Origin of the sequence: Actinoplanes flavus, assembly GCF_017592555.1 — a bacterium.
GTDB classification, from domain to species: Bacteria; Actinomycetota; Actinomycetes; order Mycobacteriales; family Micromonosporaceae; genus Actinoplanes; species Actinoplanes flavus.
In genome coordinates this window covers 17,545-43,546 of the sequence record NZ_JAGFNS010000010.1, presented here as the reverse complement: position 1 = coordinate 43,546, position 26,002 = coordinate 17,545, and the positions used below count along the sequence as shown (strand labels likewise).

Here is a 26,002-nt window from a genome sequence, read left to right as displayed (position 1 = left end):
CGGTGCGCGCACACCGGTACTCGGTGGACCCGGCCGACCTGGAGGAGTTCCTGGCCCGGCGGGCGTCGCTGATCGGCACGGTGCGCGAGACCCATCCCGGGCTGACCGCGACGCTGCTGGTCCGGCTCGACGACGGCACCTACACCGACACGTGGCACTGGTCCGGCGAACGTGAACTGAACGCCGCGCTGGCCGCCATCGCCACCTTTCCCGAGGCGCCGCTCGCCATGGCCCTGACCAGCGACGCGACCGCCAACAACGGTCTGGTGGTGGATCAGCGATAGTCGCTCACGGCCCCGGGCGCTCGCCCTTTCCCGCTTTCTTGTACGGGGATGGCGTACCGCCCGGGGCAGGCGGCGACCGTCTGCCGGGTCCGGCCCGCGAGGCCCGCGCCGGGCGTAGATCGGTGGTCACCCTCTTCGTCGTGACATGATCGCCGCCATGTCCGTCCCCGGTTTGCGATGGGAATTGGCCGGCGCCGACCGGATGCTGCTGCGCCAGGAGGGACGGGCGGTCCTGTTCGCCCGGGTGCACCCGAACCGGTACGGCGTTCGCCTGTTCCGGACCGGGGGATTCCGTTCCCCGGTGGACCCGATCCGGGCCGGCGAGACGCGCCGCCTCACCACGGCCGCATCCTGGTCCTACCGGTTCGCCGGGACCTGGCCACGCCGCCCGGGGCCGCGCCGTCTGCCGCCCTACGGACTGACCAGCGACCTGGTCCTGGACTGGCCCGACGCCGAACTCGACTGGCTGGGCGACGGCTGGAACGGCGTGGTGCCACTGCGCCCACTGCCCACACCGGACGACGGTCGGGTGAAGGCCTACCGCAAACCGGCCCGCGACGGCCGGCTGCCCCCGCTGCTGCTGTGGTGGGCGAGCAACCTGGACGGCTGACTCCTGATCGACGGCCACTGTCGCCTGGCCGCCGCCCGGGCCGAGGGCCGGCCGCCGGTGACACTGGCCCTCCACCCCGACGAGGACGCCCGCACCGAGGCCTGGCCGCTACCCGGCGGCACGACCGCATGGAACCGCCTGGCCACCGAGTCCGCACCCGCCTGGCGATCCGACGACTGGGCCTGACCGTCATCGACCCGAACATCCACCACACGCCACCGAACGGCCCCGTGCGAACGGTGACACCCGGCGCGTTCTGCTCCACCCGCGGTGCGACAGGGGTGTCGAAGGCGGGGAAGCGGTACCGGTGCACCACCAAGACCGGCGACGACAGGCTCCGCTGGCGACCCATCTGACCGCCGGCAAGTCCACCGCGCTTGCCGGCCATGCCCGGGCGTCACCGACAGGCGACCACGGCGCGGGAGTCGCGTCGCGGCCCGGTGTGGGGCGACGGTCGCGGCGGTGAGCGTACGAAATCGGGGAAGATCTGACCCATCCGCGAGGGTGACCGCTGCGAATGGCCTTTGGAGGAGTCGGCCGAAGAAGCGGAGTGACATGGCGGAGCGTGACATCGGCGGACGGCCGGACTATCTGACCCCGGTGCCCGGACCGGGGACGGCGCCCGGCGCCGAGGTGTTGCTGGCGGCGGTGGCGCGGGGTGACGAGAAGGCGTTCGGCCGGCTGTACGACCTGGTGGCGCCACGTGTCTACGGGCTGGTCCGGCGGGTGTTGCGGGATCCGGCGCAGGCCGAGGAGGTCGCGCAGGAGGTGCTCGTCGAGGTGTGGCGGACGGCGTCCCGGTTCGATCCGGCGCGCGGGTCGGCGACCTCGTGGGTGTTCACGATCGCGCACCGGCGGGCCGTCGACCGGGTGCGTGCCGAGCAGGCCGCCGCCGAACGGGTGGTCAGGGCCGGCGTGGCGGCGATCGGCACACCCTATGACGAGGTGGCCGACGAGGTCACCGGACGGCTGGAACGTCAGCAGGTGCGGCACTGCCTGGAGGTGCTGACCGAGGTGCAGCGGGAGGCCGTCACCCTCGCGTTCTACCAGGGACATTCGTATCCGCAGGTGTCCGAGTTGCTGCGGGTGCCGTTGCCGACGGTGAAGAGCCGGATGCGCGACGGCCTGATCCGCCTGCGCGACTGCCTCTCCGCGGGGGTGGCGGCGTGACGCCGGACGTGCACGCCCTGCTCGGGGCGTACGTGCTGGACGCGGTCGACGACATCGAGCGGGCCGCCTTCGACCGGCACCTGCGGGAGTGCGAGGTCTGCCGGATGGAGACCGACGAGCTGCGGGAGGTCGCCGCCCGGCTGGCCGACGGGGCCTGGTCGGCGCCGCCGCCCCGGCTGCGGGAGAACGTGCTGGCCGAGATCGCCGGCACCCGTCAGCTTGCGCCGTCGGCGCCGGCTCCGGCGCGGCGCCGGTCGCCGGGCCGGTTGCGGCTGCTGGCCGCGGCCGCCGTCGTGGTCGCGGCGGTCGGGGCGGGCGCGGCTGTCTGGACCATTCAGGATCAGCGGGTACGCGACGCGCGCCAGCTCGCGGCTCTCGCCGGGCAGCGGGAGGCCCGGGTCCGGTCGATCCTGTCCGCCCCGGACGTCCAGGTGCGCGCCGAACGGCTGACCAGCGGCGGCCGGGTCACGGTGGCCAGCTCGCGGCTGCGGGACGCCGGAGTGATCATGTTGGCCGCCGACGGCGCGCCCGGCCCGGGGCGGGTCTACCAGCTGTGGACGATCCGGGCCGGCACCCCGGCGTCGGCGGGCGCTCTCGGCGAGGGCCAGTCCACGGCGGTGCAGGTGGTCGACGGCATGCCCGGGGCGTCCGATGTGGGCGTGACCGTGGAGCCGGCGCCCGGCTCGGCGACACCGACCACACCGCTGGACGCGGTCGTGAACCTGACCTGATCGCCGCCCATCCGGCGGCTCCGGCGGTCCGAACCCCTTCCAGCGAGGAATCGGGGTGGGGAGATGGACGGGGACCTGGACGGCCGGTACCGGCTGCTGGAGCTGGTCGGCACCGGCGGCATGGGCCGGGTGTGGCGGGCCGAGGACACGCTGCTGCGGCGTACGGTCGCGGTCAAGGAGATGGTGACGCCGTCCAGCCCGCGGCTCGCCGCGCAAGCGGTGCGGGAGGCGCGGGCCGCGGCGCGGCTCGACCATCCGGGCGTCGTCAAGGTGTACGACGTGGGCCGCTCCTGGATCGTCATGGAGTACGTGCCGTCGCGCTCGCTGCACCAGGTGGTCCGGGACGACGGCCCGCTGGCGCCCCGCGAGGCGGCCCGGGTCGGTCTCGGCATGCTGGCCGCGCTACGGGCCGCGCACGCCGCCGGGGTGCTGCACCGGGACGTCAAGCCGGACAACGTGCTGCTCGCCGCGGACGGCCGGGTGGTGCTGACCGATTTCGGTCTGGCGTCGCTGGACTGCGGCGGCGAGGACGGCCCGGATCCGCGGCTCGGGTCGCCCAGCTACATCGCGCCGGAGCGGCTGCTGGAGCAGGAGGCCGGCGTACCCGGGGATCTGTGGTCGCTCGGGGCCACCCTGTACTCGGCGGTCGAGGGGCGGGCGCCGTTCGCCCGGGACGACGGCGGGACGGCGCTGCGGGCGCTGCTCAGCGATCCGCCGCACCGGCCGGTACGGTCCGGTCCCCTGGCCGGGCTGCTGCTGGCCCTGCTGGCGAAGGATCCGGCGGCGCGCCCCACGGCCGACCAGGTGGAGGCACGGCTGCGGGTCGTCCTGCGCGGCAGGTCGCGGCGCCGGCTCGCGGCGGCCGTCCTGCTGCTGGCGGCCGGGGCCGCCGGGGTGCTGCCGGCCGCGCATCGGCCGGCGCCGGCGCCGGCTCCGGCTCCGGCGCCCTCGTCCTTCACCGCTCTGATGTCCTATCAGGAGGACGTCTGCGGCGGCACCGCCCCGCAACCGGTCACCGCCGCCGGCGACCGGGTTCCGGCCGGGCTGCCGGACGGATGGGTGTGGACGCGGGAGCCGCCCGGGTTCGCGCTGGCCGTGCCGTCCGGGTGGCGGCGGTCGATGGACGGCAACGAGGTGTGTTTCAGCGATCCGGGCGGGCGGCGGGCGTTCCGGGTGAACGTGTCACCGGTCGTCACCCGGCAGCCGCTCGCCTACTGGCAGGGCCGGGAGAAGGCGTCGCTGGCCCGGGGCGATCTGCCCGGCTATCAGCGGATCAGCATGGGTGTCCTGCTACTGAAGGGCGGCGGGGCGGATTGGGAGTACACGTGGCGGCCGGATTCGCGGACGGTCCGCCACGAGCGGCGGGTGCTGGTCGCGGTCGGCTCCCGGTCGTACCTGCTGCGGTGGACGGTCGCCGACCCCGACTGGGCGGCGACGACAGGGGTGCAGAGGCGGATGGTCGAGCTCTTCGAGGGGATGTCATGAGACTGCTGTGGGTCGTACCGTTCGTGGCCGTCGCTCTCGCGGTCACCCCGGCGCCGGCGCGGGCCGACGAGAGCGTGCACGTCGCACTCACCGAACTGAACCGGTCCGGAGCGCGCGGGACGGCCGTGCTGACCGCGCTGCCCGGCGGGGACCTGCGGGTGCGGATCCGGTCCACCGGGCTGGTGCCGTCCGCTCCGCACGCCCAGCACCTGCACGGATCCACCGAGGGCATGGACTTCCACTGTCCCCCGCAGTCCGCCGACACCGACGGCGACGGATATGTCAGCACCGAGGAGGGCATGCCCTCGTACGGCGACATCTTCGTCTCTCTGACCACCCGGGGCGACGTGTCCCGGGCCAGCGGCCTGGCCGTGGACCGGATGCCCGCGGCGTCCGCCGCCGGTGTGGTCGTCTACGACCGCGTGATCCCGGCCGCCGACCTGCCGCCCGGCACCGTCGAGCACCTCAAGGACCTGCACGTGGTCCAGCACGGCATCGACGTCGACGGCAACGGGACGTACGACGTGAGCGCGCTCGGCGAGTCGACGATGGCCCGTTCGGCGGGTCTGAGCGGCATCCCGCAGGAGGCGACCAACCCGGCCACCTGCGGCATGGTGACCGGCGCGGCGGCCGGCTCGGTCCCGGTCGGCGGCGTCGAGACCGGCGACGGCAGCACCCGCCCCGGCCCGGACCGGTGGCCGCTGCTCGGCGGCCTCACCCTGGTCGCGGCGGTCGTGCTGCCGCTGCTCCCCCGGCGGCGTTCCCTCGTCCTCCCCCGTTCCCGGCGATGAGACGCCGGTGGTCGACGGTCGCGGTCGCCGCGGTCCTGGCCGGGTGCGCGGGCGGCACGCCGGCTCCGGACCCGGCCGGCGCGGCGACGCCGTCCGTGTCCGGCCCGGCCGGCGCGGGGGTGCCGTCCGGCAGCATGGCCGGCCCGGCCGGGGCCGAGACGCTGACCAGCGGGGAACTGGTGCCGGCGTCTGCGCCGGAGCGGGTGGCGATTCCGGCGCTGGACGTGTCGGCGCCGGTCGTGGCGCTCGGCCTGCGGGCGGACGGCACCATGGAGGTGCCCGGCGACGCGACCACGGTCGGCTGGTTCACCGGGGCGCCGGCGCCCGGATCGCTCGGTCCCGCCGTCCTGGCCGGGCACGTCGACTACCGCGGCGTCTCCGGAACCTTCGCCGGACTCTCCGCCCTGCGCCCCGGCGACGAGGTCCGGATCACGCGCCGGGACGGGCGCACGGCGGTCTTCGCGGTGACCCGCGTCGCCACCTATCCCAAGAGCCGTTTCCCGTCCGGCGAGGTGTACGGCCCGATCGACCACGCCGGGCTGCGGCTGATCACCTGCGGCGGCGACTTCGACCGGCGCACCGGCCACTACGTCGACAACGTGGTCGCCTACGCCCGCCTGCGGCAGGTCATGGAGAGGTGAGCACGTCCGGTCTCCCGGGGATGGCCGGTGCCCGCGTAGGTGATCCATGCGGTACGCCGCTGATCATCGATGAGACACCAGAGACGTCCGCCGCCGGTGACCTCGTACTGCCATCGTTCCCGGTGCCGGCCCTTCCCCGCACCGGTGGCGAGCGAACCCTTCAGCCGGTGATGCCGCTCCGGCGCCGACGCTCAGCGCTGGAGCGCCCGGTGCCCGGGGAGTGCTGGCACACTGGCTGGGTGGATCATGATCTTTCGCCGGCGGCACGGTCGGTCCGGGAGCACTACGCGGGGCTCTTCACGGGGAGCCCGATCGCGGTGCTGGGGCCCGCGCCGGGGCCGGTGCGCGAGCGGGTGCCGGGGCTGCGCATCCTGAGCTGGACGCCGTCGCGGGGTGGGCGGATCTACGCCACGGTGGGATTGTGGGACGCCACCCAGCGGGACGGGCACGCTCTGGAGTTCCTGCTGCACGCGCCGGAAGCCGATGACGAGACGCATGTCGAGCTGCTGACCATGGTCGCCTACTACCACGCCAGTGGCGGGCGGTACGCGCTCGACCACGGGCACACCGTCGGGATCGGGCGGGGCTGGCTGCCCGGGTCGGCGTGTGACCACCTGCTGGTCAGCCTGCCCTACCCGTGGGGGCCGGAGCTGGAGGACTGCACCGTTCCGGGTGGGCGCGCGCGGGTGCTGTGGCTGCTTCCGATCACCAGGGCCGAGAAGGAGTTCGCGCTCCGGGACGGGCTGGAGGCGCTGGAGGACCGTTTCGAGGCGGCGGGGGTCGTGCCCACCGATCCGCTGCGCGCCTGCACGTCCGTACCGAAGAAGCCCGGTCACCCTGGGTGCTGAGCAGGGTGACCGGGTCGCTGGGGGTGAGCGGCGTCAGCGCCAGGTGTCGCTCAGGGTGACCTGACCGCTGGCCGGGACGGTCGCGGTGCGGTTGGCGCCGGACTCCCAGGTGACGCTGCCGTCGGCGTTCTTGCGGAGGTACTTGTACTCGAAGCTGGTGCCGGCCGGCAGCGAGACCGTGCCACGCCAGATCGGGTAGGTGGCGGCCGACAGGGCGACCGCGCCGGCGGGCGCCCAGTTGCCGAGGGCGGGCTGGTTGCCGGTCACGAAGATGTTCTGGCCGACGGTGGTGGTCGCGGTGACACCGAAACCGGCGCCGGAGGTGGCGGTGCTGGTCGGGGTGACCCCGCTGGCGCCGACGTAGAGGGCGACCGCGTCACCGGCCGCGATCGTGGCGGTGAACTGGCCGGAGGAGCTGACCGTGTAGGTGGTGCCGGTGCAGCCGCCGTTGCTCGTCGGGTCGCCGTGCTGGACGTCGCAGTAGGTGCCGGCCGGCAGCGAGGTCTGGAAGGTCCGGGTCAGGCTGCTGCCCTCGTGGTTGATCGCCACGTAGCCCTTGTTGCCGCGACCGAAGGCGATCTGGTCGGCGCCGTTGGACCACCAGTTGGTGACCGCCGTGCCGCGGACCGCGTTGCGGAAGCCGACCATGTTGCCGATCTGGCGCCAGGCGTGCTGGCACTTCCAGCCGTCGCTGTAGCAGGCGGTCACGGCGCCGTTGTTGGGCGGCCCGGCGTCGTGGTTGCTGAACTCGTAGCCGGAGTTGATGTCGGGGGCGCCGTACGGCCAGGCCAGCGTGAAGACCTGGGCGAGCGTGTACGCCGACCCGTTCTTGTAGCTGAGGGTGTCGCCGACGCGCTCGGTGTCGTGGTTGTCGACGAACACCGACGCCTGGTTGCTGGGCAGGTAGCCCCACGCCGTACCGAAGTTGGACAGGTAGGCGAGGTTCTCGTTGAGGAACACCCGCTTGAGGTCGCGGGCGAACCGGAACTCCTGCACGTCGCCGTTGCCGGTGTACTCGGCCGGCTGGACCGCCTCGCCGGAGCCGAAGATGACCTCCTGCTTCCAGTAGGCGCCGGTGTTGGCGAGCTTCGACTTGATGGCGGCCAGATCAGCCGCGGACATGTGCTTGGCGGCGTCGATCCGGAAGCCGTCGACGCCGAGCGAGGCCAGGTCGTTCATGTAGCCGGCGATCCTGCCGCGGACGTAGTCGCTGCCGGTGTTCAGGTCGGAGAGGTTGACCAGTTCACAATCCTGGACGTTGCCGCGGTTGGTGTAGTCGCTGATCGCGGTGCGGCACGAGTGGAAGTCGGCGTCCGAGTAGATCCCGGGGTAGTTGTACTTGGTGTACGAACTGCCGCCGGTGCCGGTGCCGGAGCCCGCGCTCATGTGGTTGATGACGGTGTCGGCGATGACCTTCACGCCCGCCGCGTGGCAGGTGTTCACCATGTTCGCGAAGGCGGCACGGTCACCGAGCCGTCCGGCGATCCGGTACGACACCGGCTGGTAGGACGTCCACCACTGGCCGCCCTGGATGTGCTCCATCGGCGGGGAGACCTGCACGTAGCCGTAGCCGAGCGGGCCCAGTCTGCTGGTGCACTCGCGGGCGACTGAGGCGAAGGACCACTCGAACATGACCGCGGTGACGTCCTTCTCGCCGGGCGGGGCGGCGAAGGCGTCACCGCCGGTGGCGATCTGGGCCACGCCGAAGCCGCCGGCCCCGAGGACGAGGGTGGCGGCGGCGAGGACGCGGGTCAGGCGTCGCCGTTTGCGGGGAGTGTCCACATCGAGCTCCTGGGGATGGGTCGGGGACGGGTCTGCAAGCACTTACTGCAACAGGTTTGAAACTTTCTGCAAATCTTTGCGGCAAACATAGATACCGGCGAGTTCTTCCGTCAAGACATCCGCCGGAAACAAAAGAACGCCGCCCGTCACCGGGCGGCGTTCCTCACGGAGCGTGTCAGGCGAGACCGTTCTCGGTCAGGAACGCCTTGGCCACCGTCTTGATGTCCTTCTTGTCCACCTGCACCTGGGCCAGGTACGAGGTGAGGTTCTCGGTGGTGAGCTTCGCCGACACCGCGTTCAGCGCGCCGCTGACGGTCGCGTTGTTCGCCTCGGTGCGGATCAGCGGGAGGACGTTCTGCGCCGCGAAGAGGTTCTTCGGGTCCTCGAGCACGACGAACTTGTTGGTGACCAGCGACGAGTCGGTGGTGAAGATGTTCGCCACGTCGATGTCGCCGTCCTTGAGCGCGGTGACGGTCAGCGGGCCGCCGGAGTCCAGCGGCTTGAACTCCTTGAACTTCAGGCCGTACACCGATTCGAGGCCCTTGATGCCCTGGTGGCGCTCGGCGAACTCGGGACCGGCGCCGAGCACGAACTGGCCGGCGACGGCCTTCAGGTCCTCGATCGTCTTGAGGTTGTTCTTGGTGGCGGTCTCCGCGGTGACCGTCAGGGTGTCCTTGTCCTCGGCGGCCGACTGCTCCAGCACCTCGGTGCCGGCCGGCAGCACCTTCTTGAGGGCCGCCAGCACGTCCTCCGACGTGGTGACGCCCTCCGGGACGCCACTCGGGGTGAGGCCGGCGAGCAGAGCGCCGCTGTACTCCGGCAGCAGCGAGATCGAGCCGTCCTGGAGCGCCTTGAGGTACGCCTTACGGGCGCCGATGTTGAACTTGCGGGTGACCGTGACGCCCTTGGCCTCCAGGGCCTGCGCGTAGATCTCACCGAGCAGTTCGGACTCGGCGAAGTTGGCCGATCCGACGGTGATCGCCGAGGAGCCGGCCTTGGTCTCCTCGGCGAGCGGATCACTGTTGGCGCCGCAGGCGGTGAGGCCGAGGGTGAGGGCGAGGGCGACGGCTATGCGTTTCATCTAGTCGGTGCCTTTCAATCCGGGAGAGACGATCCAGCGCTGAACCAGCGCCAGGGAGAGATCCACGAGTACGGCGAGGACGGCGACGACGATGGCGCCGGCCAGCACCCGGGAGTAGTCGTTGACGGCCAGGCCGTCGATCAGCAGCCGGCCCAGGCCGCTCAGGCCCACCGCGGCGGCCACCGTGGCGGTGGCGACGACCTGGAGCGCGGCGCTGCGGAAGCCGCCCATCAGCACCGGCAGCGCCATCGGCAGCTCGACCCGGGTGAGCACCTGCCAGGACCGCATGCCCATGCCGCGGGCCGCGTCGACGACCCGGCGGTCGAGGCTGCGCATCCCGGCGTACGTGGAGGTCAGGATCGGTGGGACGACCAGCACGGTGAGCGCGATCAGCACCGGCAGCAGGCCGAGCCCGAGCAGGGTGACCAGCAGCATCAGCAGGCCCAGGGTGGGCAGCGAGCGGCCCGCGTTGCCAGCGTTGATGGCCAGGAACGAGCCGCGCCCGGTGTGGCCGATGTAGAGGCCGACCGGCAGCGCCACCACCGTGCCGATCAGCAGGGCGAGCACCGTGTAGCCGAGATGGGCCAGGATCAGCGTCGGGATGCTGTAGGCGGCGCCGATCTCCCAGTGCGCGGGGTCGAGCAGGTAGGAGAGGTTCACACGGCACGCGTCCATGGGGTGACGGCCCGCTGCACGAGCACGATGAGCAGGTCGGCCAGCCCGGCGAGCAGCACCGACAGGACGATGCCGACCAGGATCGGCTCGATGTAGAACAGCTGGAAGCCGCGGGTGAACAGCTGGCCGAGCCCGCCGATGCCGATCAGGGCGCCGACGCTGACCAGGCTGATGTTCGAGACCGTGGCGACCCGCAGCCCGGCCAGGATGACCGGCAGCGCCATCGGCAGCTCGACCCCGGCGAGGCGCCGCACCCGGCGGTAGCCCATCGCGGTGGCCGCCTGGACGACGACCGGGTCGACCGAGCGCAGGCCGTCCGCCACGGTACGGGCGAGCAGCGCGACCGTGTAGATGGTGAGCGCCACGACGACGTTGACCGGGGACAGCACCTTGGTGCCGAGGACCACCGGCAGGAAGACGAACAGCGCCAGCGACGGGATCGAGTAGAGCACCCCGCAGGTGTTGACCAGCGGGTGGTAGAGGGCCGGGAAGCGCACGCCGAGGTAGCCGATCGGCAGGGCGATGACGAACCCGAGCAGCACCGGCAGCAGCGCCAGCCAGACGTGCTCCTGGAGGGCCAGCCAGACGGTGTCGGCGTTGTTCCGCAGGTACTCCGTCATGAGCGCCGGCCGGCCAGGTAGTCGGCGAGGTCGTGGTGGCTGACCAGGCCGTCGGCGGCGCCGTCCGGGCCGACCCGGACCGCGATGCCGACCGGGGAGCGGATCGCCAGGTCGGCGACGACGCGCAGCGAGTCGTCCTTGGTGAAGGTGCCGCCGGTGTCGCGCGGGCCGTCGTCGCCGGGCCAGCCGAGCGGGCGGCCGGCGTCGTCCAGGAGCAGGCCGTCGACCGGCCGGACCGGCAGCCCGGCGGCGCTGTCGAAGGAGAGGCCGCGCAGCCCGCGGTCACGGCCGACGAACTCGGCCACGAAGTCGTCGGACGGCGCCGCCAGCAGCTCCCGGGGTGTGCCGACCTGGGCGAGACGGCCGCCCTGCCGGAAGACGGCGACCCGGTCGCCGAGCTTGATCGCCTCGTCGATGTCGTGGGTGACCAGGGCGATGGTCTTGCCGAGGTCCTCCTGGAGGCGCAGGAACTCGCGGTGCAGCTGCTCGCGGACCACCGGGTCGACGGCGCTGAACGGCTCGTCCATCAGCATGATCGGCGGGTCGGCGGCGAGCGCGCGGGCCACGCCGACGCGCTGCTGCTGGCCGCCGGAGAGCTGCGCCGGGTAGCGCTTGGCGAAGTCGGCGCTGAGCCCGACCCGTTCGAGCAGCTCCTGGGCGGCGGCACGGGCCTCCCGGCGGGTCTTGCCGAGCAGCACCGGGACGGTGGCGACGTTGTCCAGCACGGTCCGGTGCGGGAAGAGCCCGGCGTGCTGGATCACGTAGCCGATGCCGCGCCGCAGCGCCGCCTCGTCACGCCCCGCGACGTCCTCGCCGTCGATCAGGATCCGGCCGGAGGTGGGCGTGACCATGCGGTTGATCATCCGGAGGGACGTGGTCTTGCCGCACCCCGACGGGCCGACCAGCGCGGTCAGCTTGCCGGTGGGCAGCTCGAGGCTGAGGTGGTCCACGGCGGTGCTCCCGCCGGGGTAGACCTTCACGACGTCCTCGAATGTGATCATGGCGCTCCTGGTTGATCTTCCAACGGCCTATTCATACTCCGTTTGTAGTGAATAGGGTGTCAACGTTCGGCTACGACCTTGCCAGACCTTCGGCACGCCCGCTGCGCGGCGGAGATCACAGTGGAAGTGGTCTGCGAAGATCGGGCGGTGACCGGCCGACCGAACCGTACCGCCTGGATCCTCGGCATCGGCCTGGCGGCGGTGATCGTGGTGACCGGCGCCATCGTGCTGCCGAGGCTGCGGCCGCCCGGGCCCCGGCCCGCGTTCCAGCTGCCGGTGACCTGCGGGGAGACGTGGGTGCTCGGCACCTACCCGGGGCACGACGACTTCGACATCGACTTCTTCCCCACCAGCGGGCAGGCGTGGGGGCGGCCGGTGCTGGCGTCCTCCGGCGGCACGGTCGTCGAGGCGGGGCTCAACGGCACCCTCGGCTCGCGTACGCCGGACAACCCGAAGGGACCGCACGGCACCGGCGCCGGCTACTGGGTGAAGATCGATCACGGCGGCCGCTGGGAGACGGTGTACCTGCACCTGCTCGAACCGCCCGCGGTCGCGCCCGGCGACCGGGTGACGACCGGCCAGCGGATCGGGCTGGTCGGCAGCACCGGCAAGTCCGGCGCGCCGCACCTGCACTACGAGCAGGTGCGGGCCGGGGCGAAGGTGGAGAGCCACTTCGACGGCGCCCCGGCCGGCATCACCACCGACGACCGGGAGTACTCGGTGGAGCGGACCAGCCGCAACTGCGGGTGATCCGTTCCGGACGGCGTCACGGGAGCAGGGCGGTCAGGTCCGGCTTCTTCGGCAGGGTGCCGTCGCCGACGGCCCGGTCGGCGAGGGCCTCCACCGAGGCGCGGTTCACCTCGGCGGGCCACTTCGGCAGGACCAGCTTCGCCCGGACCTCGGGCGCGATCTTCGTATAGCTGCCGAGGACGTCCCGGACCTCGTCGGGGTGGGCGTCGGCGTACTCCAGCGACTGCTTCATCGCGGCGGTGAACCGGGACACCAGGTCCGGGTCGTTCGCGATCAGCTGCCGCGAGGTGAAGTACATGGCGACGGTGAGGTCGGGGGCGGCGTCCACGTAGCTGGAGGCGATCTTCCGGGCGCCGGCCGCGACGGCCGACTGCTGGAACGGCTCGACCACGAAGATCGCGTCGACCCGGCCCGCCTGCAACGCCGGCACCTGGTCGGGGAAGGCCAGCTCGGTGAACTTCACCTGGGAGGCGTCACCGCCATCCTCGGCGACCGACGATCGTACGGTCGTGTCGACGATGTTCTTCAAGGTGTTGGCGGCGACCGTGCGGCCGGCGAGGTCCTTGGGCGACCTGATCGGGCTGTCCGCCTTCACGAACAGCCCGGCGAAGTCCTGACCGTCCACACCGGTCGAGTTGACCCCGTTGACCACCGCCTTGACCGCCAGCCCCCGGTCCGCGCCGAGCAGCAGCGAGATGGTGTTGCTGAACCCGAACTGGTATTCGCCGCTGAGCACCGCCGGCACGATCGCGGCGCCGCCCTGTGCGGTGGTCAGGCTGAGATCGATGCCCTTGTCCTTGAAGAAGCCCTTGTCCTTGCCGAGGTAGATGGGGGCGACGTCGAGGATCGCGATCACTCCGACGTCGACCTTGTCCGGCCCCGCCCCGGCCGGGCCCTTCTCGTTCTCCGGGTCACCGCAGGCCGCGGTGAGCAGGACCGTGGCGGTGAACAGCGCGAGAAGACGAGGTCGTCGCATTCCCGCAACGTAGGGTATTCATTTGCTGACGTCAATTCATTGGAGTCCGATGATCATCGACGCGCATCACCACCTGTGGCAGCCCGAACGCGGCTACCGATGGCTGGACGAACCCGGACTGGACCGGCTGCGCCGCCCCTACCTGCCGGCCGACCTGACCGCCGAGACGACCGCGGCCGGGGTCGGCGCCACCGTCCTGGTCGAGGGCGGCCGCTGCCACCCCGACGAGGTGGCCGAGTTCCTCGGCTACGCGGCCACCACGCCGGTGATCGCCGCTGTGGTGGCCTGGATCGACATCGGCGCCCCGGACGTCGCGGCGACCCTGGCCGCCTACCGCCGGCTGCCCGGCGGGGAACTGCTCGCCGGGGTGCGCGCCCAGGTGCAGGGCGAGGCCGACCCGGACTACCTGGACAGGCCGGAGGTGCGCCACGGCCTGGCCGCTGTCGCGGCCGCGGGGCTGAGCTTCGACCTCGTCGTCCGCTGCGAGCAGCTTCCGGCCGCGGCGAGAGCGGCGTACGCCGTACCCGAACTGAAGGTGGTCCTGGATCATCTCGGCAAGCCCCGGATCGACCAGGGCGACACCGGTCTGCGGGCCTGGCTGGGCCCGATCACCGAACTGGCCGGCTGCCCGAACGTGACCGCCAAGTTGTCCGGCCTGGTCACCGAGGCCGGCCCGGGGTGGACGGCGGCGGCGCTGAGCCGCTTCGTGGCGGCGGCCGTCGACCTGTTCGGGCCGGAACGCCTGATGTTCGGCTCGGACTGGCCGGTGTGCCTGCTGCGCGCCGGCTACCGCGAGGTGCTGGACGCGCTGCGCGAGGCGCTGCCGCCGATGAGCGAACCGCGGCGGGCCGAGATCTTCGGCGGCACCGCGGCCCGCGTCTACCGGCTGGTCAGCTGAGCTTCGACCCGGTCAGCGACGGCTGCCCCGACCCCAGGTAGAAGATGCCGGGCAGCCCGTCGCTCTCGAACCCGGAGCTGACGTTGCGCCGCAACGTGGAGTTGCGGACGGACAGCGTGCCGGAACGGTCGTTGCTCACGTAGAAGATCGCGCCGCCGCCCTCCTCGGCCTTGTTCTTCTCGATCACGGTGCCGTCGATCCTGAGCTGGTAGGTGTCGCCGTCGTTGTAGATCGCGCCGCCGCTGCCGCCGCCCGGGGTGCCGTCGCGGGCCGGGTTCGCGCCGTTGCCGATCGCCGCGTTGCCGGAGAAGTGGCTGTTCAGGATCGTCCAGGAGACCCCGATGCTGCTCAGTGCGCCGCCGTTGGAGCAGACGCCGCCGGTGAAGGTGCTGCCCACCACGTACGCCGTCTGCCCGGACAGGCGCACCCGGATCGCCGCGCCACCGAGGTCGGGACCGGTGCCGTGGCAGCGGTTGCCGGTGAACCGCGAATTGATCACCTTCAGCTGGCCGCCGTTGGCGAAGATCGCGCCTCCGCCGCCGGTCTCGTCGGTCGGGTCGGTGCTGTCGCCGTTCTTGAGGACGATGTTCTGCACGGTCAGCTTCGGGGTGGCCTTGAGATGGCAGTGGCCGCTCGCCGGGCTCTGCCCGAGGCTCGTGTCGCAGACGTTCATGTAGAGGATGCGGCGCTTGCCGCCGCCGCTCAGGGTGACCCGGCCGCCACCGTCGAGCACCACCCGGGCCTTGGCGTTACGCACCTTCGCGGTGTCGGTCATGGTGATCGTGACCGGCTGCGGACCGCAGTCGAAGGTGATCAGGCCGCCGGCCGCGACGGCCTTCACCACGGCGGCCGAGGTGCAGCTCGCCGGGGTGCCGTCGCCGATCGTCCGGTCCGGGCGGCTGGTGTCGACGGCCCGCGCGGTGGCCGGGACCGTGGCCCGGCCGCCCGGATTGCCGGGCTTCGGCAGCGTCTTCGGGCTGACGCTCGGCTTCGGGGGCGCCGGAGCCGAGGCGGAGGGGGCGGTCGGCGCCGGTGCCGGCGCCGACGCGGGCGCCGCCGAAGCCGCCGGAGCCGACGGTGCGGCCGCCGCCGGTGGCGGGGCCGGGCGGTGGCAGGCGGCCAGCGAGCCGGCGGCGCACACGGCGAGGATGATCCGTCCCAATCGCATCGGCAGATGCTACGGCCTCCGGGCCGCCACGTAGTCTCTCCTACCGTGTCCAGCCGAAGTATGCGTACCAGAGTCACGTTTCCGATCGTCCTGCGCGAGCTGACCGTCCTGCGGGTGGCCGACGTGAACGCCGGAACCCGCCGGATCACCGTCGGCGGACCGCAACTGGGCGCGTTCCACGCCAACGGGCTGGACCTCCCCGCGTGGACGTCGGAGGGCTTCGACGACCACGTCAAGTTCTTCTTCGCGGCGCCCGGCGCCGACCGGCCGGTGCTGCCCCGGCAGGAGATCGCCAGCCTGGACTGGCCGGCCGGCGAACGGCCCATCGCCAAGGACTACACCCCGCACCGGATCACCGCCGACGGGGTCGACTTCGATTTCGTACGGCACGGCAGCGGCCCGGCCGCGACCTGGGCCGAGCACGCGAAGCCCGGCGACACGGTGTGGATGGCCGGCCCGAAGATGTCCCTGAGCCACCCGGCCGGCGCCGACGTCATCGTGGCCGCCGGCGACGAGACCGCCCTTCCCGCGCTGCGCCGCTGGCTGCACGAGATGCCGGCCGGCACCCGCGCGCACGTCTTCATCGAGATCGCCGACGACAGCCGCCGCCAGGAGCTGCCGACCGCCGCCGACGCCGAGATCACCTGGCTGACCGGCGGCTCACCCACCCTGGACGAGGCGGTCCGGGCCCTGCCGTGGCCGGACGGCGTCGTCTTCGCCTGGGTGGCCGGTGAGGCCGGCGCCATCCGGCCGCTGCGCCGCTACCTGCGGGTGGAGCGGGAGCTGCCGGCGTCCCAGGTGGAGATCACCGGGTACTGGAAACGCTCGTCCTCCGAGGCACCGCTCGACGAGACGACCGAGGAGCAGCCGGAGGACGACGCCCACGAGCGGCTGCACGAACTCGCCGAGATCGTGCCCGGCCTCGCCATCCGGGTCGCCGTCACGCTCGGGGTGATCGACGCCGTCGACGCCGGGGACGGCACGGCGGCCGCGGTCGCCGCGCGGACCGGCGCCGACCCGGGCACCGTCGAGTCGCTGCTGCGCTACCTGGCCGCGCTCGACGTGGTCGCGGTGGACGCCGGCGGCCGCCACGTGCTCACCGCGCTGGGTGAGGAGCTCGCCGAGGACGCCGACGACTACCACCTGGAGAACGCCGAGGCGATCCTCGACCTGGGCGTGCTCAAGCTGGCCGCCGCCGGGACGCCGGAGTCGCTGCGCGCCGTCTTCGAGACCGACGAGCGGCTGGGCGGGCAGGCCCGCGGCGTGGTCGAGGACCTGGCACTGTGGATCGCGCCGCTGATCATGTCGGCGTACGACTGGGCCGGGGCGAGCGCGGTCGCCGCCACCGGGCACGGGGCCGGGGCCGCCGTCAACGCGATCGCCCGCGCCCACCCCGGCACCGAGCTGAGCCTGTCCGCGCTGCCGTCGGCGCTCACCATGGTCCGCGACCGGATCCTCGACTCCGAGCACGCCGGCCACGTCGAACTCGTGCCCACGTCCGGGGCGATCGCGGTCCGCGACGGCGCCACCCACCTGCTGGTGCACTTCCTGGACTGGCTGACCGACGCGGACGCGGCCCACCTGCTCGCCGAGTTCGCCCGCGCGCTGCCGGCCGGGACCGACGTCGTGGTGGTCGAGGACGTCCGCCCGGACGGCGACACCGACGTCGAGGAGATCGAGAACGACCTGCGGCTACGGGCGGCGTTCGGCACCGGGCGGCGGACCGCGGAGCAGATCGCCGCACTCCTCGCGACGGCCGGTCTGCGGACCGTCACGTCCACCGACATCGGCTGGTCACACCGGATGTGGCATCTCACACCCGCGTGAATTGAACCGGGCACGTTCGGTAGCCGTAACCTCCACAGAGAATCATCCGGGGTCTGTCCGTCGATCACGCCGTTGCCCCGCGTGACCGGCCGGGCAGACCCCGACAGGCGTGGGGAGACGCGTGGTGGAGCGGAGAGGCTCTGGTGACGGGACCATCGGCGGGCGCGGCCGTCCGCCGGCGTTGCGGATCGCCGGATACGTGGCCGGTCACGCGGAACCCGTCGCCGACGAGCCGGCCGAACCGGACCTGAGCGGCGTCCGCCTGCCGGACATCTCCGACTACTGGCCGGACGCGATGCGCCGCGCCGACCCGCGGGCCGGCCGGGCCGGGCATCCACGGCCGGCCGGCACACCGCCGCCGCCACGCCTGCCCAGCGGGCCGCCCGCCCCCGGCGATCGCGGACGGCGGTGGGCCGGGCGCCGGCCGGTGATCCTGATGGGGCTGCTGGCGCTGATGTCCGCCGGCGGCACCGTGCTGGTGGCCCGGACGCTGACCGGCGAGGACCAGCGGCGGACCGTCCCGGCCGCGGCGGCTCCCACCGATCCGGTCAGTGTCGCCCCGCCGGAACCGGCCACCCCGAGCGCCGCCACCAGCGCCCCGGCGGCGCCGTCACCGGCGCCGACGAAACCCGCCACCACGGCGCCGGCCGCGCCGGAGCCGCCCGACCGGGTGCGGGAGGCGCGGTTCGAGCTGTCCAGCGGGGTCACCGAACTGTCCGTGCGGACCGTGTCGCTCGACGGCCGGGACTTCCGGGTGACGACGCCGGCCGGCTCCGGGCTCGACCTCGACACGTCGTTCGAGGACGGGGTGCTGCGGGTGGAGGCCACATCGGACGGGTCCGGCGGGTCGGGGCGGGTGGACGTCCGGCTCAGCGACCGGATCGTGTGGGATCTGCGGATGGGCGCGGGGGTTCACACGGCGTCGTTCGACATGGACACCGGCACGGTCGGGCGGATCGACCTGCGGGGCGGTGCGCAGACCATCGACATCGAGGTGGGGCGGCTGTCCGGGACGCTGCCGGTGCGGATGGCCGGCGGGGTGCACACCTGGCGGATCCAGACGGCGCAGCGGGTGCCGGTGCGGGTGGCGGTCGGCGCGGGCGCCGGGGACATCACCCTGTACGGGCGCGGTTCCGGCGGGGTCGGCGCCGGGGACACGGTCCGCTCCGGGGACCTGGACGACCGGCCCGGCCTCGACGTCGACGCCGAGGCCGGGATCGGGTTCATGGAGGTCTTCGAGGATTGACCCACCACTCACGCCCGGCGGGCGCGGCACGGCCCGGACCGGGCAGCGCCGCGCGGGTCTGCCACGGCGGGTTCGCGTAGCCCGTACCGGATCAGGGTTGTCCGGTGAGGAACCGCCGGGCGTTCGTGGTGAACAGAGCGCTGGGGAAGACGGCCGGGTCGAGGGGTTGCGCGTAGGGCCGGTCGGAGCCGTGCACGATGGCGCTCTCGCCGACCACCCGGCTCAGGGCGGTGATCGCGCCGGCCCGGTAGGAGGACGTCTCGTAGAAGACGAACGGGTCGACGGTGAAGGCGCCACCGCGGGCGGTGAGACGCTCGTGATGCAGCGGGGCGAGCCCGGCCAGCGCGACGAAACCGATCCGCAGGCGGGGATGACGCTCCCGGCCGCCGAGATGCCAGGCCATCCAGGAGCGGTGCATCTGGGCGACGTAGGGCACCAGGGCGGGCCACCAGCCGGGCATGCCGGACTCGCCGGCCGGCGCCGGACCGGGGTGGACGAGCAGCGGCTTGCCGGCCCGTTCCAGCTCGCTGAGCAGCGGCGACACGTGCGCGATGGCGTCCGGGTCGCCCAGGGCGGTGGCCGGCAGTTGCAGCCCGGCGACCCGGTCCACACGCAGCAGACGGGCCAGCCCGGACGGGTCCGGTTCGGTGACCCCGGCGGCGGCCCACACGTGGAACGGATCGGGCAGTTCCAGGGCGCTCTCGTGCCAGACGTCGATCAGGTCGTGGCCGGGCCCGTGTTCGATGCCGAGCGGGCTGGACAGGGAGACCAATACCCGGCCGGTGCCCTCGGCGATCTCCCGGTCCCGGCGGCGGCCCACGTCGTGGGCGGCCGGATCCACCTCGTACGGGTCCTCGCCCGCCAGGTACAGCGTCCACTCGCGCAGGTAGGGGAAGGTGTCGCGCCGGCGCAGCGCGTCGACGAACGCCGGGGGCCACAGGTGCTGGTGGCAGTCGCTCCGCATCACCGGCTCCACCCTATGGATCGCGGGACGGTTTTTGTCGGAGGGTGCCGCTAGGTTCTGCGGCATGGTGAGTTTCGGGCAGGTGGAGTCGTTGATCCGGGCCGGTGAGTTCGACCGGGTCGCGACCGTGCTGCTGAGTGTGGACGAGCCGGCCCGGCGGGCTCTGGCCGCCCCGGTCAAGGGCATCGAGCTGCCCTGGGTGGAGGAGGTCGGCAGCGGGTTCGAGCGATGGCGGGACCGGGCGGCGCTGGTCGAGCGGAGCTTCGCCCGGCGGGCCGCCCGGGAGGCGGCGCTGCGGGTCGCCGGCGCCGGCTGCCTGCCCCGGGCCGCCGACATCGTGTCGTTCCTGCGGTCCGGCCGGTTCGGTCCGGCGCCCACCCCGGCCGCGCTCGACGCGCTGGTGCGGGTGTTGCGCGCGCCCGGCCGCCCGTCGCTGGCCGCGATCGCCCGGCCGCTGGCCGAGAAGTTGCGGCCGCTTCAGGTCGGCCTCCAGTGGGGCATGATCAGCCGGCTGCTCGCCGAGGCCGAGCTGTCTCCGCCGGGCACCGAGGCGGTGGTCCGCGGCTGGATGGGCCAGGTCGGCGCCGAGCGGTATGCCAAGGATCTGGCCGACCTGCTGCGCGCCGACCCGCACACCACCGAGATGCTGCCGCACATCTTCCGCATCGCCCGGCTCGGCCAGGAGCTCGACGAGGAGTGGACCAGGGCGCTGGCCCGGCTCGCCGCCGACGGCGTCATCGACCGGCAGTCCCTGCTGGACGGTTGCGTGCAACGGCTGGTCGCCGGTGACCGGCCGGGCTCGATCCGCCGGGTGGTGGTGCTGTTCCGGCTGCTCGACCCGACCGCCGGGGAGTTCGCGGCCCGCCGGGCGGAGTGCCTGGCCATGCTGTCCAGCCCGGAGTCCACGGTCGCCGATCTGGCGCTGCGCGGCCTGCGCCGGGCCGACGACGCCGGGCTCGCCGAGTTCGACACGGTGGCCGAGGCGGCGTTCACGGTCCTGCTGCGCAAGGAGAAGAAGCTGGTCCGCGCCCAGCTCGACTGGCTCGCCGCGGCGCTGGCCCGCAAAGCCGATCCGCTGCTGTTCGAGGCGCTGCTCACCGGGCTCGGCAACCCGGCCGTCGACCTGGCCGAGCAGGTGCTGCGCGCGGCCGCCGAGCACCTGCCGGTCTTCGGGGCCGCCGAGCGGGCGTCCCTGGCCGCCGCGGTCGCCGGTTTCCAGGGCGACCTGCGCCGGCAGGCCGGGGAGCTGCTCGGCGCCGGCGACCCCGCCGAGTTCGTTCCGGTCGCGCTGCCACCGGTGACCGCGGCCGCGCCGGTGCCGCCGCCGATCCCGTCGATTCCGGAGCTGGCCGCCGAGGTGCGGCACATGCTGCGCGAGGCGGATCACGACCCGGTCCGGCTGGAGCTGGTCCTGGACGCTCTGGTGCGATTCACCGCGAGCGACCGGCCGGCCCTCGCCGCCGCGCTGGCGCCACTGCTGCCGAGCTACGGCGACCGCCCGCTGATCAACCTGCTGCGGGCCGTCGCCACCAGCCGGTGGTTCACGTGGACCCCGTCGGAGTGGGACCGGCGGGCCGCGGCGCCGGTCTGGATGCTGATCGAGCGGCTCACCGAGCTGACCCGGCAGATGTGTGGCGGCGCGCCGCCACCCGCGCTGCTCGCCACCCCGGCCACGGTGGACGGTCACGTCGACCCGGCCCGGGTGGTGCGGCTGCTCGCCGAGGGCTGGGAGCCGGGGGCGGCGGACCTGTCCCAGGCGCTGCTGCGGTTGCCGCGCGAGATCGACCCGGAGGTGCGGGCGGCGGCGGACCGGCTCACCTCGACGGCCGGGCGCGCCCTCGCCGGATTCCTGGCCGGCGGTGGGCTGCCCGACCCGGAGGTGGTCACGGTCGCCGTCGGCAAGCGCAGGTGCCCGCACACCGGCGGCTACTACTGCGACTGTGCCCGCCATCCGGCCCGGCGGACCGTGGCGTTCGCGCCGGTCGAGCACACGCTGACCGTCCCGGAGGGCCTGCTCGGTCAGCCACGCGAGCAGGCGGGCGGCCGGGCGTACGCCTACCACGACGGCCGCCCGCTGGACGGGTGGCCGCTCGTCTTCCCGAGCCATCGGGAGCTGGCCGCGGCCCATGTGCAGCCACGGCTCGTCGAGTCGGCGGAGAGCCGGGGCGTCACCGGCCACACCGGCGTCCTGCCCGCCCTGGCGGCGTGCGACGGGCCGTTCGGGCCGGCCATGGCGCTCTGCCTGGCGTACGGTCTGACCGCCGCCCGCCCCGAGGGCCGGGTGGCCGCCGTGGACGCGTTCCTCGACCTGGCCGCCCGGGGCGTCCTCGACGGACAGCTGGTCGGGCGCGAGCTCGCCGCCCTGCACCGGTCCGAGCTCGTCGTCCTGAAGCGGGTCGCCGACGCTCTCGCCGAGGCCGCGCGGGCCGGTGCCGCGCCCGGCGTCTGGGCCGTCCTGCGCGAGCTGGTGCCGGCCGTGCTCGCCGCGGCCACCCCGGGGGCGGGCGCCCCCGATCTGCTGCTGACGGCCGAGTCCGTCGCGGCGACCGTCCACGCGGGCGGGGAGATCCCCGAGGTGACGGCGGTGGCGGCGCGCGGCGGCCGGACCCGGCTGGTCACCGAGGCGACCCGGCTCGCACGGACGCTCGCCTCCGCCACGAGAACTGTCGTACCCGGGATCTAAGGTCTGCTCATGCCTCAGGACATCACCCCCACCGACCGCCTCACCTGGGAGGCTCTCGACACGCTGGCGAGGCGGGCGGATCACGCGACGATCACCCGCCGCGTCATCGCGCTGAGCGAGCCGGAGCGGGCCGCGTTCGCCGCCGAGGTCGAGGCGGGCATCCGGAAGACCCGCGGCGAGGCGTGGTGGGGGCAGCAGGGCAACGATCCGGCCGCGGGTTACGCGCTGGCCGTGATCGGCAGCATGCCGTCCGCCGCGCGGGCCGCCGCCCTGCTCGCCCGGCGCGACATGCGCGACGGCTGGGGCAGCATCCCGGCCGACCGGTTCCGGAGCATCGTGGAGGCCCGCGACATCCCGTGGATGGCCGACCTCGGGGTGCGGCTCGCCGAGAGGCTGCCGGCCAAGGAGGTCTGGAGCCGCGACTGGCATTTCGTCGCCCCCATGCTCGCCGCGACGCCGGAGCTGGCCCCGCGCACCGAGGGGTTCGTCCGCGGCTGGCTCGACGACGTGCACGACCGGACCGGCCGGTGCCGGCCGCTGGCCGACGCGTTCCGCGAGAGCCCCTTCCTGGACCACCTGCTGCCGGCCGTGTTCGAGATCGACGGCCTGGGCAACGCGCTGACCGGCGGCCACTGGGACGGCGGGCAGTGGAGCACCACGCCCCGCTCCCCCGCCGCCCTCGCCACGCTGGTGGCCGACGGGCGCCTGGACCGGGCGACCGTCCTCGCCGCCACCGTCGACCGGCTGGCCCGCGGCGACCGCCCGGCCCTGCTGCGGCCGTTCGCGATGCTGCACGACGCTCTCGCGCCGACCGTCGACGAGCTGGCCGGGTTCACCCACGACTACGCCCGGCTCCTGGCCGGGGCGCCGTCCGCGATCGCCGGTCTCGCCCAGCGGGCCCTGCGCGCGCTCGACGACGCCGGCCGCCTGGAGCTGGAGACCCTGATCGAGGCGAGCGCCGCAACCCTGCTCCGGACGGAGAAGGGCCTGGTCAAGGCGCAGCTCTCCTGGTTGGAGAGGGTGGTCCGCCGGGCCCCCGGGCGAGCCGGTGAGCTGATGGAGACCGTCGCCGTGGCGTTCGGTCATCCCACGCTCGACGTGCAGGAGCGGGCGCTCAACCTGGTCGCCCGTCAGGTGGCCCGGCTCGACGCCGGCACCGTGGCCCGGATCGCCGATGCCGCCGGCGCCCTCGGCGGCGACCTGCCGGTGCGGGCCGCCGGGCTGTTCGGGGTGGCCGCTCCGGAGACCGCCGCGCCCGGCGTGGTGGAGCTCGCCCCGCCGGCGCCGGCCGCCGCGATGCCGCCGCCCATCACGAGCGGCGCCGAGCTGGCCACCGAGATCGTCGCCCTGCTGCACGGGGGGACCGCCGTCGGGTGGGAGCGGGTGCTGGCCGCGCTGGTGGCGCTGCCCGCGTCCGGGGTGCCGGTCGCCGAGTCCCTGCGGCCCATCTACGACCGGCACTGGGCGGAGCTGACCGACCACGGCTGGAGCGGCGAGTTCCTGCGCAACGCGCTCCTCGGCGACGTGATCCGGGTGCTGCTCGGCCAGCCCAGGAGCTCGGCGTCGTCGGACAACGTGCGCAATGCCTGGGTGTTCGGTTCCGGCCCCCGGCAGTCGCTGCGGGGCGGGCCCGGCAGCCTCCTCGAGCTGCGCGTCCGGGAGCTGGCCGAGCGGGTGTCCGCCGAGCCGGCCGGGGAGCTGATGGCCACGCCCACCCGGGTGACCGGGGTCCTCGACGCGGCGGTCCTGTTGGAGCGGCTGGTCCGGGCGGAGGCGGCCGGGCGGGAGCCGTGGCCGATCGACTTCGAGCAGGCGCTGCTGCGGGTGCCGCGGGAGGCCGGCCCCGAGGTGATGACCGCGGCCACGGAGCTGACGTCGGCGGCGGGCCGCCGGTTCGCGGTCTGGCTCAAGGAGGGTGGGCTGCCCGATCCGGTCAGCACCCGGTGGCCGCAGACCGGGAAGGACGGGCGGTATGCGTACGGTGGGACGCCCCCGCTCACGCGGCGGGTGGTCGCCCGGCTCGACGAGTCGCGGCCGGTCGAGCATCTGCTGGGCGGCCTGCTCGTCAACCTGACCCGCAGCGACGTGCCGTCGTACTATCCCCGCGACTTCTCGGCGCCCCCGGACATCATGGCGGCGGCGCTGCCGCAGCATCGGGAGGTGCTCGCCGCCTGGGTGCTGCCGGTGATCGCGGCGCACGCCGACATGGACGCCAAGGGTGACGGGCCGGTGCTGCCGCAGCTGGCCGAGTGCTCCGGGCCGGTGGGGCCGGCCCTGACCCTGGCCGTGGCCTACGGTCTGGGCGCCCGCCACGAGCCGGACCGGCTGGCCGCCGTCGACGCGTTCCTGATCCTGGCGGCCGGTGACGAACCGATCGGCGCGGGCGTCGGCGCCGAGGTCGCCGACCTGTGCGCCGACGGTGCGGTGAAGCTGACCCGGGTGGTCGCGGCCCTGACCGAAGTCCATCGCGGCGGCGCGTCCCGGGCGCTGTGGGAGCTGCTGACCGCGGCCCTGCCCGGGCTGCTGACGGCCGGGCCGCGCGGCCTGCCGGACCTTCTGGAGCTGGCCACGCAGGTCGCGGGCGAGGTGGGCGCCCACGACGACATCCCGGGGCTGGCCGAGGTGGCCGGCCGGGCGGGCGGGAGCCGGCTGCTCAAGGAGGCGCGCCGGTTGCGCACGGTGCTGGCGGGCTGACCCACGCTACCGGGGTCGGCGGTCGCCGGAGGGGCCGATTCTCATCGGCTCATCCCGCGCGGATGACGCGCCGGGGCCGCGATCGCGCCAGGCTGCCGATTACACCACGCGAGGCCGGCATCCGGGAGACGTAACCATGAGCAAGAAGGAAAAGAAGAACAAACATCACCCCAAGGACACGGTTCAGGTCGCTCCGGTGGAACGGATGAAGCGGATCGAGTACGAACGGGAGATGCGGCGGTTGCACGGTGAGCTGGTCGCCATGCAGGAGTGGGTCAAGGCGACCGGCACCAAGGTCTGTGTGGTGTTCGAGGGCCGCGACACGGCCGGCAAGGGCGGCACCATCAAACGCATCACCGAGCGGGTCAGCCCCCGGGTGTTCCGGGTGGTCGCCCTGCCCACTCCCACCGAGCGGGAGAAGAGCCAGATGTACGCGCAACGCTACATCGCCCGGCTCCCGGCCGGCGGCGAGGTCGTGATCTTCGATCGGTCGTGGTACAACCGGGCCGGCGTCGAGCGGGTGATGGGCTTCTGCACGGCGGAGGAGTCCGAGCGGTTCCTGGAGATCGTGCCGACCTGGGAGAAGGCCATGACCGACTCCGGGATCCTGCTGCTCAAGTACTGGCTGGAGGTCAGCCCGGACGAGCAGACCCGCCGGCTGGAGAGCCGCATCCACGACCCGCGGAAGATCTGGAAGCTCTCCGACATGGATTTGAAGTCGTACAGCCGCTGGAACGAGTACTCGCGGGCCCGTGACGCCATGCTGGCCGCCACCGACACCTCCTGGGCGCCCTGGTTCATCGCGTACACCGACGACAAGAAGCGGGCCCGGCTCAACATCATCACGCATCTGCTGAGCCAGGTGCCGTACGAGCCGCTCAAGCCGCGCGACATCAAACTGCCGAAACGGCGGGCCGAGAACGGCTATCTCGCTCCCGACCTGCCGCTGCGGTTCATCCCCACGCCGTACGGCGACGTGCGCTGACCGGGGTGGGGGGGGCCCGGGGGCCCCCCCCCCCCCCCCGGGGGGCCCGGGCCCGCGGGGACCGGGCGCGGGGGCCCGTGGGGGGCGGGCGG

24 protein-coding genes are annotated in these 26,002 nt (G+C 73.6%); 16 read left to right on the top strand and 8 right to left on the bottom strand.

All coding sequences use genetic code 11. The annotated features are described in order from the left end of the window. The first annotated feature begins 2 nt into the window (after nt 1-2). From J5X75_RS16595 to J5X75_RS16560, 9 genes are all read left to right on the top strand, one after another. Complete coding sequence (locus J5X75_RS16595; RefSeq protein ID WP_307798115.1) at nt 3-284, top strand: hypothetical protein; 282 nt, start codon at nt 3-5, stop codon at nt 282-284. A gap of 157 nt (nt 285-441) precedes the next feature. After that, nucleotides 442-894, top strand: coding sequence for a hypothetical protein (locus tag J5X75_RS16590; protein WP_208468308.1), 453 nt, complete (start codon nt 442-444; stop codon nt 892-894). Between the two features lie 57 nt (nt 895-951). Continuing rightward, nucleotides 952-1,080: a hypothetical protein gene (locus J5X75_RS45480; RefSeq protein WP_274383567.1), complete on the top strand. Its 129-nt coding sequence runs from the start codon at nt 952-954 to the stop codon at nt 1,078-1,080. Nucleotides 1,081-1,449: 369 nt separating this feature from the next. Next, nucleotides 1,450-2,064, top strand: coding sequence for an ECF RNA polymerase sigma factor SigK (sigK, locus tag J5X75_RS16585; protein ID WP_208468307.1), 615 nt, complete (start codon nt 1,450-1,452; stop codon nt 2,062-2,064). Beyond that, nucleotides 2,061-2,795 carry an anti-sigma factor gene (locus J5X75_RS16580; protein WP_208468306.1) on the top strand — a complete coding sequence of 245 codons (735 nt, stop codon included), beginning with the start codon at nt 2,061-2,063 and terminating at the stop codon, nt 2,793-2,795. Before sigK ends, J5X75_RS16580 begins: the two co-directional genes overlap by 4 nt. A 63-nt stretch (nt 2,796-2,858) precedes the next feature. Continuing rightward, a complete protein-coding gene (locus J5X75_RS16575; RefSeq protein WP_208468305.1) occupies nt 2,859-4,280 on the top strand; it encodes a protein kinase domain-containing protein in 1,422 nt (473 codons plus the stop codon). Further along, nucleotides 4,277-5,071 carry a hypothetical protein gene (locus J5X75_RS16570; protein ID WP_208468304.1) on the top strand — a complete coding sequence of 265 codons (795 nt, stop codon included), beginning with the start codon at nt 4,277-4,279 and terminating at the stop codon, nt 5,069-5,071. The genes J5X75_RS16575 and J5X75_RS16570 overlap by 4 nt, the downstream gene beginning before the upstream one ends. Then, nucleotides 5,068-5,712, top strand: a complete 645-nt coding sequence (locus tag J5X75_RS16565; RefSeq protein WP_208468303.1) for a class F sortase — start codon at nt 5,068-5,070, stop codon at nt 5,710-5,712. The genes J5X75_RS16570 and J5X75_RS16565 overlap by 4 nt, the downstream gene beginning before the upstream one ends. Before the next feature lie 239 nt (nt 5,713-5,951). Beyond that, nucleotides 5,952-6,560, top strand: a complete 609-nt coding sequence (locus J5X75_RS16560; protein WP_208468302.1) for a suppressor of fused domain protein — start codon at nt 5,952-5,954, stop codon at nt 6,558-6,560. A gap of 33 nt (nt 6,561-6,593) precedes the next feature. On the opposite strand, the gene J5X75_RS16555 is transcribed toward J5X75_RS16560, so the two are convergent. The 5 genes from J5X75_RS16555 to J5X75_RS16535 all read right to left on the bottom strand — a co-directional run bounded on the left by J5X75_RS16555 (nt 6,594) and on the right by J5X75_RS16535 (nt 11,719). Further along, nucleotides 6,594-8,342, bottom strand: coding sequence for a carbohydrate-binding module family 20 domain-containing protein (locus tag J5X75_RS16555; protein WP_307798114.1), 1,749 nt, complete (start codon nt 8,340-8,342; stop codon nt 6,594-6,596). Nucleotides 8,343-8,517: 175 nt separating this feature from the next. Continuing rightward, nucleotides 8,518-9,423 carry an ABC transporter substrate-binding protein gene (locus J5X75_RS16550; protein ID WP_208468301.1) on the bottom strand — a complete coding sequence of 302 codons (906 nt, stop codon included), beginning with the start codon at nt 9,421-9,423 and terminating at the stop codon, nt 8,518-8,520. After that, nucleotides 9,424-10,098, bottom strand: a complete 675-nt coding sequence (locus tag J5X75_RS16545) for an ABC transporter permease (RefSeq protein ID WP_208468300.1) — start codon at nt 10,096-10,098, stop codon at nt 9,424-9,426. Next, nucleotides 10,080-10,718, bottom strand: coding sequence for an ABC transporter permease (locus J5X75_RS16540; RefSeq protein WP_208468299.1), 639 nt, complete (start codon nt 10,716-10,718; stop codon nt 10,080-10,082). The genes J5X75_RS16545 and J5X75_RS16540 overlap by 19 nt, the downstream gene beginning before the upstream one ends. Beyond that, nucleotides 10,715-11,719 (bottom strand): ABC transporter ATP-binding protein, encoded by a 1,005-nt coding sequence (locus J5X75_RS16535; RefSeq protein WP_208468298.1) that lies wholly within the window; start codon nt 11,717-11,719, stop codon nt 10,715-10,717. The genes J5X75_RS16540 and J5X75_RS16535 overlap by 4 nt, the downstream gene beginning before the upstream one ends. A 147-nt stretch (nt 11,720-11,866) precedes the next feature. On the opposite strand from J5X75_RS16535, the gene J5X75_RS16530 reads away from it, so the two are divergent. Next, complete coding sequence (locus J5X75_RS16530; RefSeq protein ID WP_307798113.1) at nt 11,867-12,469, top strand: M23 family metallopeptidase; 603 nt, start codon at nt 11,867-11,869, stop codon at nt 12,467-12,469. A gap of 16 nt (nt 12,470-12,485) precedes the next feature. Here J5X75_RS16530 and J5X75_RS16525 read toward each other — a convergent pair whose 3' ends face one another. Further along, complete coding sequence (locus J5X75_RS16525) at nt 12,486-13,445, bottom strand: ABC transporter substrate-binding protein (protein ID WP_208468296.1); 960 nt, start codon at nt 13,443-13,445, stop codon at nt 12,486-12,488. A gap of 49 nt (nt 13,446-13,494) precedes the next feature. Here J5X75_RS16525 and J5X75_RS16520 point away from each other — a divergent pair, with 49 nt between their 5' ends. After that, a complete protein-coding gene (locus tag J5X75_RS16520) occupies nt 13,495-14,343 on the top strand; it encodes an amidohydrolase family protein (protein WP_208468295.1) in 849 nt (282 codons plus the stop codon). On the opposite strand, the gene J5X75_RS16515 is transcribed toward J5X75_RS16520, so the two are convergent. After that, nucleotides 14,336-15,511, bottom strand: coding sequence for a hypothetical protein (locus J5X75_RS16515; protein WP_208468294.1), 1,176 nt, complete (start codon nt 15,509-15,511; stop codon nt 14,336-14,338). The genes J5X75_RS16520 and J5X75_RS16515 overlap by 8 nt on opposite strands. Nucleotides 15,512-15,571: 60 nt before the next feature. Here J5X75_RS16515 and J5X75_RS16510 point away from each other — a divergent pair, with 60 nt between their 5' ends. Both J5X75_RS16510 and J5X75_RS16505 read left to right on the top strand, forming a co-directional pair. Next, nucleotides 15,572-17,338 carry a siderophore-interacting protein gene (locus J5X75_RS16510; RefSeq protein ID WP_208468293.1) on the top strand — a complete coding sequence of 589 codons (1,767 nt, stop codon included), beginning with the start codon at nt 15,572-15,574 and terminating at the stop codon, nt 17,336-17,338. Between the two features lie 121 nt (nt 17,339-17,459). Continuing rightward, complete coding sequence (locus J5X75_RS16505; RefSeq protein ID WP_208468292.1) at nt 17,460-18,584, top strand: hypothetical protein; 1,125 nt, start codon at nt 17,460-17,462, stop codon at nt 18,582-18,584. Between the two features lie 91 nt (nt 18,585-18,675). Here the strand turns inward: J5X75_RS16505 and J5X75_RS16500 are convergent, their stop codons facing one another. Further along, entirely contained in the window at nt 18,676-19,548 is an 873-nt protein-coding gene (locus J5X75_RS16500) for an amidohydrolase family protein (RefSeq protein ID WP_208468291.1), read from the bottom strand. A 64-nt stretch (nt 19,549-19,612) separates the two neighbouring features. Here J5X75_RS16500 and J5X75_RS16495 point away from each other — a divergent pair, with 64 nt between their 5' ends. The 3 genes from J5X75_RS16495 (at nt 19,613) to ppk2 (ending at nt 25,910) form a co-directional block, all read left to right on the top strand. Next, complete coding sequence (locus J5X75_RS16495; RefSeq protein ID WP_208468290.1) at nt 19,613-22,231, top strand: DUF7825 domain-containing protein; 2,619 nt, start codon at nt 19,613-19,615, stop codon at nt 22,229-22,231. 9 nt (nt 22,232-22,240) lie between these two features. Continuing rightward, complete coding sequence (locus tag J5X75_RS16490) at nt 22,241-24,925, top strand: DUF6493 family protein (protein ID WP_208468289.1); 2,685 nt, start codon at nt 22,241-22,243, stop codon at nt 24,923-24,925. Between the two features lie 136 nt (nt 24,926-25,061). After that, a complete protein-coding gene (ppk2, locus tag J5X75_RS16485; RefSeq protein WP_208468288.1) occupies nt 25,062-25,910 on the top strand; it encodes a polyphosphate kinase 2 in 849 nt (282 codons plus the stop codon). Nucleotides 25,911-26,002 lie beyond the last annotated feature (92 nt).